Here is a 13936-nt window from a genome sequence, read left to right as displayed (position 1 = left end):
ATCCCAAACTGGGTTCACCTGAAGACAAAGCTGCCTTTACCGCCTTAATGCGTGATTTACGACAGGCGTTGGATGCGTTAAGCCAAGAGACCGGCAAAAAATACCAGCTCACTGCGGCAACCAGTGCTGGTCCTAAAAAAATCGATAACATTAATTACGCTGAAGTCAGTGGTTATGTCGATTACATTTTTGCTATGACCTATGACTTCTATGGTGCTTGGGACAGTACCCTTGGTCATCATTCAGGGTTATATGCCGCTCCTCACGAAAAAGTACCTGAATTTAATGCCCATGATGCCGTACAAAACCTCACCCAGGCAGGCTTACCAGGCAATAAACTGGTTCTGGGTGCTGCGATGTATGGTCGAGGCTGGACGGGTATTAAAGGTGGCCAGAACAATAATCCCTGGGAAGGCACTAACGGTAAACCCATAAAAGGTTCCTGGCAACCTGGCGTTATTGACTACAAGCATATCGTCTCTAAGTACTTAGGTGGTACCGATGGTCAAGGCACCAGTGGCTTTAAGTATTTTTATGATGATACGGCACAAGCCCCCTATTTATGGAATGCCAGTAAAGGCGAACTGATAACTTACGACAATCCTCGTTCAGTGAAAGCCAAAGCCCAATATGTCACGGCCAATAGCTTAGCAGGGGTATTTTCGTGGGAAATAGATGCTGATAACGGTGATATTCTTAAAGCCATTCATGAAGGGCTAGGCAATAAGCCAGGTGATAATCCCAAACCACCCGAGCCGCCCACGCCACCCGATGACGGTGACAAACCTAAGCCGCCCACACCACCGGGTGATGGCGATGATGATATTCCACCTCCGCCCCCTCCACCAGGAGACCCAGGTGATGGTGATATTCCTCCACCCCCACCGCCAGGTGATGATACTCCTGGTGACGACGGTGATAAGCCTGTACCACCGGCTAATAGCTGGCAAGCGGATCAAGTCTATACCAAAGGCGATCAGGTAACGTATCAAAGCAAAACCTATGAAGCTAAATGGTGGACCCGCGGCGATGAGCCCGGCAAAGATCAATGGGGTCCGTGGAAACAGGTTCAAGGCAGCGATAATCCACCACCGACAAAACCCGGTGATGGTGACAAGCCCGATACGGATAAACCTGGCAATGGTGATAAGCCAGGCGATAATGGCAAACCAGACGACAATACACCTAGTAATGCAACCCCATGGCAAGCCGATAAAGTGTATGTAAAAGGTGATCTTGCCAGTTACCAGCACACGGTTTACCAAGCTAAATGGTGGACACGTGGCGATGAACCAGGAGCAGATCAATGGGGACCCTGGGAGGCAAAAGGTAATAAGCCAACACCACCTGATGATGGCGACAAACCAAAACCACCAAAGCCTGGAGATGGAGACAAACCCGGTGATGGCGATATTCCTCCACCCCCACCACCAGGTGATGGTGACAAGCCCGATGATGGAGATATTCCTCCGCCCCCTCCACCAGGTGACGGTGACAAGCCCGGTGATGGTGATAAGCCTGGTGATGGAGACAAGCCTACTCCACCCTCAAAACCTGGAGACGGAGATAAGCCAAAACCCGGTGATGGCTACGTCATTCCTCTCAGTAAATTAAAAGCAAGAGAGGCTGAGCTAACCAACACGGACTTAATGAAAAACGTAAAAGCCAGTATTGCAACACTTGATAATGAACTGGTCGAGAAAATTGCGCCAGGAAATGCCACCAACCCCGCAAACGTAAAACGTGTGGAGTCTATCATTGGCAGTGATGGCTGGGATTTTCTTTTTCCCAAGCGGGCGAAAGAATATACCTATACCAACTTTTTGAAAGCCATTGGTAAATTCCCGGCATTCTGTGGTAACTACGATGATGGACGTGATGCAGACGCTATCTGTCGTAAATCACTGGCCACCATGTTTGCTCACTTCACTCAAGAAACTGGTGCCCATGAAGCTTATATGGATGTACCAGAGTGGCGGCAAGGATTACATTATGTTCGAGAAATGGGCTGGACCGAAGATAAGCGAGGTGGTTATAACGCAGAATGTAGTCCAGACACTTGGCAGGGCAAAACCTGGCCATGTGGTAAGTTTGCGGATGGTCAATACAAAAGCTACTTTGGCCGAGGGGCTAAACAGCTAAGTTATAACTACAATTACGGACCTTTTTCAGAAGCGATGTTTGGCACAGTACGTACCTTACTCGATAACCCTGAAAAAGTGGCGGATACATGGTTAAACCTGGCAAGTGCTGTATTCTTTTATGTTTATCCTCAGCCTCCAAAACCCAGCATGTTCCACGTTATTAATGGCACCTGGCAGCCCAACGCCCATGATAAAGAAGGTGGCTTAGTGCATGGTTTTGGTGTAACCACACAAATAATTAATGGTGGTGTTGAATGTGGTGGTCCAACAGAGCACCGACAATCACAAAACCGAATTAATTATTACAAGCAATTCACCCAGTACCTGAAGGTGCCCATTGCAGATGATGAAGTATTAGGCTGCGCCAACATGAAGCGGTTTGATACGAAAGGCAGTGGTGCTCTCAATATTTATTGGGAACAAGATTGGAGCTGGGACCCTAGCACACCATCTGGTAAAAGCTATAAGTGTAAACTGGTTAATTACCAGACACCTTTTAGCGCATTCAAACAAGGTGACTACGTAAAATGTATTGAACACTTCTTTGATGATGTGGTTATCGATACCAAAAACTAGTGAGTGTATTTTTTATGCTCTCAATAAAAAGCAGCCTTACGGCTGCTTTTTTTATACGACCAACATTATCAACTGGTCACTGGACGACTAATTGTCCATGCAGAGGTCATATGCGTTGTTACTGCATCATCAACAGACATCGCACTACTTGCCCAGTCAGCAGAGTCAAATCCAGCCAGCGCTTGCACTAGCTGATCAATACCCTGTCGATCCAGAGCACTACCATCATCTGTCGCAATATGAAACGCTTCATTCTGCTCCCAGCTCTCTATGGTAATACCATCACTGTCCTGGTTTTTAAAGGTGATGCGTAATGCAGAGCCCAGTACATTTTCCTCAATACTGAAATGAACATCATAGAGGCTTATCCCTTGTAGCCTTAATATATCTCCTGTTGTATTACCACTGTAGCCAGACTGAATTACATCTTTACCATCGCCTTTACTAAAGATAATGGTATCAGCATCCACACCAGAGAGAATGGTATCATCACCTTGGCCACCTATCAGCGTATTAAAACCTCCAGTGCCATGTAAGCGATCGTTACCATCACCCCCTATCAGAATATTATTCTCCTGGTTGCCCATTAGACTATCACTGATATGCGTACCCACCATATGCTGGATATTATTCAGCTGAATGGTTTTACCCTTAACATAGAGTGCCCCATCATTTAAATTGGCATATAACGCAAGCTCATCCCCCATGAAATTTTCAGTGGCTAGCTGAGATAAATCTAAACGGTTTCTACCCTCAGCCAAATCTATACGACTAACGTTGTCAGTCCTGACAAGAGAAACATAGTCGTCTTTACTACTGCCAATAAATTCACCATTAACCGTATTGACCCCATCAATCACTGAAGCAACGCCCGGCTCAATGGTTAATTGGTTTCGAGGTATCGCAAGAGAAGCCAACTGATATAGTTCATTACCTCCTAAGGTTACAGCGGTATTCTCCAGTGAAAAAGGCCTCTGAACTTGAGTACCGCTATAGAAATCCGTAAATACAACTTCTGTTACCCGACTGTTAGCGCCATTACCTTGATCAATAATGAGCGCATGCAGGTTATTGCCATCTCTACCCAATTGCAGATTACTTAAGTTGGCTTGCAAACTCTCGACCCACACTGGTGCTTCTGCTTCAGGCCCAACCATAATTAATCGATTGATTTCACCATAATCGTTCACCACTAGCTCCTGCTGATGACCATCACCGGTAGTGATTGCAATGTGGCGGTAAACATCACCCACAAAGTAATGCTTCAGGGTAATTTCCCGGGTGATAACAGTAACTTCACCTGACTCCGCAGGTTGTGGCAATTTAGCAGTAAGTACTAAATCATTCCCCCGACGCAGGCTAGTAATATCTTCCATACTGGCGGTCAGAATTAAATTATCCAGCTTCTGATCAGAGGCTAAGTTATTAATGGTTACATTGCCTTCGGCTAATCCAGTGACTACATATGCGTCGTGCCCATCGCGCCCTTGCATAAAGTCAGCGCCGCCATAGCCACGCAGAATATCATCTTGATCACTGCCATAGAGCTTATCTGCATGCAGGGTACCTTCAGCTGTCAGCTGGTACTGCTTGTTTAAGTGACGGCCAGCTCCCCACTGCCAATGAGTTAGTTTAAGGTCGGTTTGAAGCAACCGACTTCGGGTATCAATAAAACGCTCACCTTCATGATTTTTATCTGAGTATTTATCCCCCGTATTTAGCTCTTTAGAGCTAAAAGGCTTGTAATACGTGCCTCTCTGTTGATCTTTAAGGCTATATTCAATTCCTTCACGGGTAATTAAGGTGAAATCCCACTGTGTTTGACCACCTGAGAGGTAAGCACCACTACTATTATCCGTTGTATTATCAATCACATTATTAAGTACCAACTGACGACCATCTTTCATCGTCACGACTACGGCATAGTCATTTCGCTCTAACAGATAATATCCATTTCTATGCTTATAGAAATTTGGTGTGTAGCGGGTCTGAATAGATAAAATCTCACTGTCATCATAATCCAAGTAAAAGGTTTTGCGGGTTGTTGCAGGGTCAGCTTGTAATTCACCATTAACGACCGTGATACCCTGTCCTCTAGCAACAAAGTAGTTTTCATGGCTATTGAGTGTCTGGCTATCAACATTTGCCTGAGTTGAACTTAGTTCAAATAGCCCTTGGACTTTAGTTGGGTCTTTATCATACTCATTGGCCGCATTAATTAAGTTTTCACCGTCAATGCGGTTTTCTTCTAAGTCAATCGTGACACCATGAGTATCTTCCCGATAAACCTGGTCACCCGGTTTTAGATAACGTGCGATCAGCTTGATGGCTTGCAGCTCATCAATGCTCTCCGAGCCAACGGTTTGTGCTAACTGCGGAGTTAACATAAACCCATCACGGGTTTGGAAGCTAAGTTGATTATTAACAAGCATTAAGCCTTCTGCTGAAGCCTCATAAACTTTATTAATGGTCAACGTACGATTACGACTTCCATGCTTTGGAACAAAAGTGATGACTAAGTTTGTTCCTTGACGATGCCAGCTAGCAATTTCAGAAAGCGAGTAGTCAAAGCGAATTACGCTAACATCTTTGCCGTCTTCATCAATATTGGCATCGATGACACCTCTTTGAACAAGATAAATATCTTTGCCTGCGCCACCATCAACCGTAGCGTAATCTGTGATAGTGACGACATCATCCCCTCCACGGGCAAAGACTTTATCGCCAAAATTCGCGACAAGCGTGTTAACGCCCTCTGTGCCATAAAGAATATCGTCATAACCGTAGTTCATAGCCTCTTCTGGTAAGCCAGCCCCAGAACCCGTGGTGTGCTCAATACTCTCCAGACTACCAATTTGCGGACCCACTGCAGCCTCTCCGGTTTGGCCACGATTTCTCAGCCATACTTTCCCTGCCGCCAAGTCAACAATATAGCCTCCAAAACGCTTATCAGGCCCCTCCTCTCGGAAATCTCGACTAAATGTTTTACCACTCAAAACCAGCGTATCTTCACCATCGCCACCATCAAGGTGGAACTGGATTTGATGCTTATCATTTATCAAGGTGCCATCATCATTAAGGTTCGCGGCATAGTTTTTAATGGTGCCCAGGTCAGCAGCAAAACTGAAGGTATCATCTTTGTTTCCTCCAGTAAGCTGTTTGACACCTTCATTAAATACAAACATGTTCTTGCGTTCGGTAACTCCATAAGCTGAGTCATTACCACCACCCAAATTAAACATCACCCCCTTTTCGGTGTTTTCTGTAAAGTCAGCACTGAAGACCGTGTTAGTCGTCTGTTTACCCTGTTTTATCTGATTGCGAATAATTGCCTCAAACTGTTCTTTTTGTGCTGTGGCCTCATCAAGTGCTTGTGCTTCAGCATCACCCCGCGTTTTCTTATAGTCATCCTGTAGCTGCTTGTACTGATCAGTAGTAATAAAGCTATTGGTTTCTACTTGATTTGGGAGATGGTCAATGCCTTGTCGTGCATCAATCACATCATCACCACTTCTTAGTACAGCCTCTCGCTGAGTATCGTAGCCACTTTCCTCTTGAACATTGACACGCTCAAACACTTCAATAGATGCTGCAGCATTACCTGTAACTACTGCACCAATCGTTTGTCCCAACTCACTATCAAGTAACGTTTGCGCATGCTCCAAAGCATTAAGCCAGTAACTGGCTTTCGCTTGGTTTAATTTCAGTTTGTCATGAGTACCTTGGGTAAAATCAGATCCAAAGAAGACACGCGTTCCTTCCCAAACTGCACGAATTTCACTGACTTCAACATACTCTTTCAAGTCTTCTACACGTCGTGCTGCAGTATAACCTTGAGATATACCAATAAGCACGACAGCCGCAGCAATCCCAATTGGGCCAGCAACTGTCGCGGCTGAAGCACTAAAAAGTGCGGCGACACCCAGCCCCAATGAAATAGTAGCGCCTGCGACACTTATACCCCCTTGGAAGTACAAGTCTTGACGCTGCTTATCAGTAAGCCCCGCCTCTCCCGCTTTTGTGAACGCGGTGTAAGCACTGTAAATATCAAAGGGCAATGTTACTAGGCCAGCAGCGGCACTAGCTCCCCGGCTCAACCCTACACCCAGGTTTCTACCAAGGGCGGCAAAACGTCCCGAACTGCGTGCTGCAGAGTAAGATATGAGTCTTTGGCCCAGTTTGGGCAGTGCTTTATCCAGCACAATTTCCAGAGGTATTGATGCTAGCTCGGCCGTAATTGCACCTACTTGCACAAAGCCTTCAGTCAAATCACCTTTAGCAAATGCGTCATCAGCTGCCTTGAAGCCTGAATAAAGCCCAAAAAGTTGAAGGCCTGCACCCGCTACTTTGGTCTTTGTGCCCGGAGCCAGGGTAAGTCGCCCACCCAGCTTACTACGTAAACTATTAAGCCTTTGGGTGTTTAGCGGCACATTTGGCTGATCAAGGCTTTGCAGCGCTGCATTTAAACGACGAGAAACACCTTCATCATCTAGTAAGTTAACTGGCCTGATACCTTCCGCTTTTGCTAAGCGCTCTAAAGTTTGCAGGCTATTGCTAAATTCTGCATCAGCAGCTGTGCGTAAATGTTGTTTAAGTACTGCAGGATCAAAGCTTAAATTACGCTTCCAGCCGTCCACAAAACTGTTTTCCGTAACAGGCTCGCCATTAATTCTGGCACCCATTTGCCATAAACTCACTCGGCTGATGGGTTTACCTTCTACGATTAATGGGCCTTTTTGGACATCTAACTGTGCCAGCTTATCGAGTTCAGTAGATACAGATTGCTGTAACGTGTTAGCCGCATCTACCGCTTCCGGTTGCTCAAAAAATGCGGGGGCCAGGGTGCTCGTTTTGAAGCTGGCCTCTGCCATACCTGACTGCAACTTAAACTGACCAGAAAAATAATCAGTCATAAATGATTCGAGGGCATGATGATCTTCAAAGCCGGAAAACCAACCTACCGAGGGATCATAAAATGACAGAGCACCCGCCTGTCTGGATACCAAGAAGTGTTGGCTCCCTCCTTTTAAGATTTGGGTAAGATCTTGCCCCGAGCTGAAACGTTCAGTGACCTGGTGAATACTCAGTGCTTCAGCTTCACTACGTAGTTGAGGGTTATTACTATCCAAGGCCAGTAACCGACGTCTCGCGTCGTCTAATTGTTGAAGCTGGTTTTTTTCAGCCGCAGAAGCATTACCCTGTTCAACCAGTTCTCGAATAAAGGCAGCCTTGTTACGGTTATCCAGTAATGTACTTACATCACCTGTTGCCTGAGTTTGAGCGAGTACAAGCACATCCCCGAGTGAAGACGTTTTACTGTGTGCCGCAGGAGCTAATGAGACGTCTAAGCTACTGGCTCTTGCCATACCAAGTGCATGCTTGGCTTGAGCAAATACCTGGCTGGTGACATTGAGTTGCTGGCGCTGTTCCAGTAGCCAGTGATCTTTATTAGCAGTATCAACAATGACATCAGCTGATTTACCTGCCGCAACGTGTTGACTGGCAATAAACGCGGTTAAGTTATAAACCTTAGTCACCATCGCTCCATCCTGCCCCTTGATAAACGCCTGGAGCTGATCATGACGGAATGTTATTTGTTGTAAGGTTTTGCTATCCGTTAAATTGGTACTGGCATCAATTGGTTTACCATCAACCAGCGTACCTAAACGGTACAAGTCAACACGGCTAAATTGCTGATCATCTAACGTGACTTTTCCTAACTCAGCATCTTGTGTACGCAGTTGGTCTATAGTTGTGGTGATCGGATTAAACTGTGGTTGCAGCTTGTTACTGATGTCACTACTCGCCAGTTTCGTTTGATCCACCTGCTCGACTAATAATTTATCCGAAGTAAATAAGTACGCATCACTGAGATCTACTAAATGCTTTTGTAAAACAGATTGCAACTGTTGGGGACTTGAAATACCCGTTACAGCACCCACTGTTGGATCATTCAGCTGAATCGAAAACCCTTGTTCTGAGGCACTAACCACGACAGCTATAGTATGGTTGCGAGTACTTAATAAATAGGTTTCGGTACCCGTTGTACCCACCGGAAAACGTTCACTGATTTGCCCGGTTAGCTCGGTTAGATTTAATTCACCCAAACTACGACTTATGCCAGGTAGAACGGAATCTGTCGTTTGTCCGGTATTAATTTGGCTGAGGGTATCCAGAAATTGCTGTGCCACTGCAGCATCATGGTCGGATATAGGACCTGCTAACGCCTGACTACGAATAGCACCCACAGTAAACAGATTATCCAGTAAGAATTGCGCTCGACTGCCGCCATCCTGACTGTCCAGATAGCTGGCTTGTGCCCAAACGGTGGCAATAGCCACACACAACCCATTACGATGACTTGCTTCGACATCAATACTCAATACAGATTGAGGTGCAGGACGCCACTGCAGATCAGGATTCACTTCCACCAAACGTTGTTGAAACTGATCAATCATTTGCTGGTTATGTTGCCACTGCGCCAAATAGCCACGAACCAAACCAGATGCGTTTTCTGCTTGTGGATCGACAGAAGCCGTGTTGTTGTTATTTAACAGCTGCTTGTCGAATAGCTCACTAATAGCCCCCCTGTTATCTTCATGGGTAACATTGAGTTGCTCTCCAGTGACATTGTACCCATCTTGTACCAGCTTCAGGCGCAGCACTTCACCTGCATTACCGATATCTTCACTATCCGTCACCAGCACAATAGGGGTATCTTTAGGTAGCCCTGCGAGGTTTTTCTGCACACTAAACTGGCCATTAACTGCTTTCGCCAGTGCTCCTGTTATGCCACGAGGGTTGGCTATACCAAACGCAGTAATCGCTTTGCTCATACTGGGCATAGGGCGATCTAATAGCAATTGGCCAACGGGTAACCCCTGTTCAGCAGCAACACGTGCTAAATCAGCAGCAACGGGGGCACCCATAGAGTAGCCGTGGACAATAATATTGGCTGGACTAATACCACGATCATTCATCAGGTATTTCAACATAGTCCGCGCATCCTGGTATAACCCAGCCTCACTGGGAGCACCATCACTATCGCCATAGCCTCGAAAGTTTACCGCCAGTATGTCCATGCCTTGCTGTTGATACTTAGTACGTATTTGCTCAGCCTGAGAGTCCCCAGAGTCGCCCGAACCATGCAAAAAGAGCACAACTTTTTTGTCTGCTGCCGGGGAGCTTTCAGCCTTGTGGTAATAGCCTACTAAGCGACCAGCTTCACCCGCGAGCGTAACCGCTTCCGAAGTACCGTCAGCAACGGCTTGTGACAACACTCGACGCGTATGAGGATTAAGCTGTCGGCGCTCATTTAAGCGGCCAAATAGTTCATTATTGAAAAAACGTTTTAATGGACTAAGTGACGCAGCAGGATTATTAACAGGGGTATTGTCATTGGTTAATGCGACGGAACCCGCTAAGCCGGATGGTAGCCGTTGACTATCCTCTCCCCCCTGAGCAGCCAACTTATCAAGCTGAGCTTGTTGCAAATGCTGAGCAAAATTAAATATTTCTCGAGGGCGCCAAATTCCACCCAATGGACGCCAAGCCCTACCAATAATTTTTTCAGCACCACCAGCCTTCAACACTCTGGCAACCATGGTTGAACAGTTTTTACTCAGAAGTTGGTATTTAGCATCAGGTTGACTGCGAATGCTCTGCCACTCCCGCTGCATTGCATTCACATCCAAGCCTTCTAAATTAATGCGGATAACACGTCCATCCTCAAAAACACCATCGCTGTCTGCATAAGCGGTATTTTTGGAGTCATTTATTGCGTGATTATACTGCTGCTGAAGTACTGTAAGCAGGTTATTAACGTCAGCCTCAATATCCGCGTCAGTAAGAATACGACGTGCATCAGCTTGAACAGCATCAACAAAGCTGTTAATAACTTCTTGTTGGTCACTACTTACATCATTCCATTGCGCTAAATAAAACCTGGCTATTTCATCGGGTATACCAAACCCAGCCATTGTCTTTTCTGCTAATGGATCGGTAAGCAGATAAGTTGCTTCAGCTACAGAAAAATTAACCAGTTTGGGATTATTTACACGTGCTTTCTGAATAAACTGCTCAACTGATTTAACCAGACCATTCACTAGCTGATTCGTTTTTAATTGAGGATCTTTTCTTTTTTCAAGAAATGTTTTTACAACCGATTTGGGAACTCCTTTTTCTCTGGCTTTTTCTAAAACAGCCTCATCACCTAAAGCAAGAAGTTCCTGTGCATCTTTGCGCGAAAAATTAAGTAATTCTGGATTAAATCGACGCGCACGTTTTAGCCTTTCCAAATCTCGATCACTTAAGCCTCTAAAAAGATTCTCTTCTTCCTCATGAGCAATATCTGTTGTTAAATCATCATGAGGTGACGCATTAAAGGAAGTAAATAAAAAACCAAAAGGCCCTGCATCATTAGCTTCCGGCCACCAGCTCACATATTGACTTTGCAGGAAGGGCTTGGTTTCTGCCGAAGATAACTGCACACGACCTTGGCCAATACCCAAGGCTGCATGTCCTACATTTTCACCATGAGGCAACCAGACAAATAATGTGGCACTGGTTGGTGATAACTGACGTTCTATAGCCAGGTGTACTTGCTTTAAACCTCGAATATCAATGCCATTGCCATCATGAGATAGTGTTTCTGCGGTCAACTCACTAAATACTTTATCAGCAACAGCTTCACCATATTCCGCAGTCACTAAGGCTCTCACTTGAGCAAAAGCCGTCTCTCGTTGTAATTGACGAGCAGTTTTCTGTTCTTCAGTCAGTGTATTGAATAAACCTTGAAAACCATTGGTGTGCAAACCGTTTGTGCTATCAAAGTAAAGGTGTTTATCTTTATTTGAAGCACCTCGGAGCTGATCATATAAGTCACTGAACGAGCTTTGTTTCTGATTAACCAAATCATCTGTCGTTGTTTGTTTATCAGTGTTTTGTCCTGCAGAACTTCCTGCTTCAACCCAGTCTTTTTCTAGAGTATTTAACTGTGCTTTTACGGCATCTACCTGCCCTTGCAGACCGACTTCACCTGCTTGTGCCTTATTAATAACCTCAACAAGTCGATCACGTAAAACCTGAATGGCTGCATTGCGCTTAGAGTCAGGGTGCTCAATAATATACTCACCAGCCTGCTTATACAGATCAAACGCTGTTGTAATACGATCAACACCTTGCTGTTGCCACAGTAAATCAAGTGTCGTCAAAATTGATCGATAACGCTCACCTTGTGCCTCTCCAAAAACTGTCGCTTGCTCTATCAACTGTCCCCTATCGGGTACATCGCCCCAAATGGTATCTAAGTTACTTTCTAAATGATTTTCTCCTGTTTCACTTGATACTATGGGAGAGGAAGTTTCAGGTTGATTGGCAATGTTATTCGCATTGTTGCGACGCTCAACTAGGTCAGAGGATAGCCATTCTCCAGCAATACGCTGGGCGACTATAGTTGCAGTTCCCTCTCTACCTGTTTGGATGATTTGGTCACCTGCAATTTCCAATACAGCGGGCAATGAGTTTTGGTCGAAATTAGCCAATATATATCGTTGCAAAGTGGCTATTTGCTTACGCTGGTCAGCAGAAGTATCAACCTGTAATTCAACCGCTTGACCATTTTCGAGCATCAGTGTGACTTTTCCTGAGGCTATATCATGGCTAACGGTTGCCTGCCACTCATTACGTAATAAATTTAACGGTAGTAAATTATGCCTCAATGTATCCGCCGCTTGATTAATAAAGTCACCGTTAACACCAAGGTCAATAATATCATGAGGCTCTGGTATATAAATTTTCTTCGAACTCGTATGGATTTCATCAAGTAGCTGAATAATTTTCTTGAAGCTTTCCCCCTGGAATAAACCCAAAACAGTAGCAGAAGATGTTAATTGTTTTACCGATTCTAGATTAGGATTCCCTCCCGTTTTATTTCTTTGCTTAATAAACTCATACCAATATTCCATTTGTTCAGTAGACGTCTGTTTAGTAAGAGAAGACAGCCTGTTTATGTAAGCATCAATCTCGTTACCCACCCTAGTCAGCGCTCTTGATTTTCTGGAGTCGCCATGGGTATTCACATACTCTTCAATAGCTGCTTTTAATTCATCTAATTTCGGAACCAGTAATTTATTTGCATCCTGCTGTAACTTACGCGCAGTTCCAAACGCTTGTAACCATTCAGGTAACCGTTGTATTTGTACCTGCAGAGGCACTTCCGGATCGGAAATAGGTGTACCTATCTCACTCAACGGTTTATCAAAATATTCATCCAATTTTTTAAACAGGACTTTTACATCACTTACATAACCATCTTTTTGTAATTGCCTAAGTACCGGTAGCTCAACCAGCCAAAAATAATTATTAAGTTTAAGACCATTTGGCGATAGTGCGTAAGCTGTTCCTTCAACACCTGTCGCATAGACTGAGCTTAAATAAGCCGACAGGGTATCCATACCGGCTTGAATCGAGTGCCTAATAACAGAGTCTTCTGGAAGTGTTCTGGAATAGCGTGATAGCTCGCTACGCAATGCATGGATAAAATCAAGCCCTGTCACATCAAAGTCTATTGCTACACTTTTGCCACTGTCTGCCAGCTTCTGATTCAAGATATATCGATAACCAGAGTAATCTCCAGACCAAAATGCCAGTAAGCTATCCCCTTCGCCTTTTGGCTTAAAATCAATGCCCAGTGCTTCAACGGCTTCTATCAGCTCTGCTCGTTTGGCATAATCTTGTTTAACGGTTGCTTCTACAAATAAATCAGCCAATTTATTTGCGGCATCAGCATCTAACTGTTCCGGTACCTGATGACCACTTGATTTCTTTTTTGCTAACACCGAGTTTATATTATCAGCAACGGCCTGTTTTGCTGCTGATAAGTCTAATGATGCAAGCTGTTCATTATTGGGTACTGGAAACCCAGGCGTTATCACTCCATTAAATTGATTTGAGTTAGTACCCTGAGCAAGACGGTTATAAACTGAAGCGACATATCTAGCTCGTTGACTCAATGTTAGGCTTTGCTTGTTTGTAGACGTTTCATTAACTTCTGGAGTTGAAACAGTGTCCATTATTATCAGGCTCTCTTAACCTATCAATTAGCGTTATTAAAAATAATGACCTATGGATATACCTGTACTGTTGCAAGAAGCCCTAAAGGGCCTCTCAAATTACACTCCATGTAATAAACATCACATCATGACCGAAGATAGTTC

2 protein-coding genes are annotated in these 13936 nt (G+C 44.8%); one reads left to right on the top strand and one right to left on the bottom strand.

Annotated features, from left to right (window positions below; genetic code table 11):
- A partial coding sequence (locus KHS79_RS25935) for a glycosyl hydrolase family 18 protein (protein WP_233468458.1) occupies positions 1 to 2720 on the top strand: 2720 nt, incomplete at its 5' end.
- 68 nt (positions 2721 to 2788) lie between these two features.
- Here KHS79_RS25935 and KHS79_RS16070 read toward each other — a convergent pair.
- Positions 2789 to 13792, bottom strand: a complete 11004-nt coding sequence (locus tag KHS79_RS16070) for an alpha/beta fold hydrolase (protein ID WP_212720285.1) — start codon at positions 13790 to 13792, stop codon at positions 2789 to 2791.
- Positions 13793 to 13936 lie beyond the last annotated feature (144 nt).

Source organism: Zooshikella ganghwensis, assembly GCF_018263875.1.
GTDB lineage: Bacteria > Pseudomonadota > Gammaproteobacteria > Pseudomonadales > Zooshikellaceae > Zooshikella > Zooshikella ganghwensis.
The sequence above is the reverse complement of the archived record's forward strand: the minus strand, read 5'-3'. Positions and strand labels throughout refer to the sequence as shown.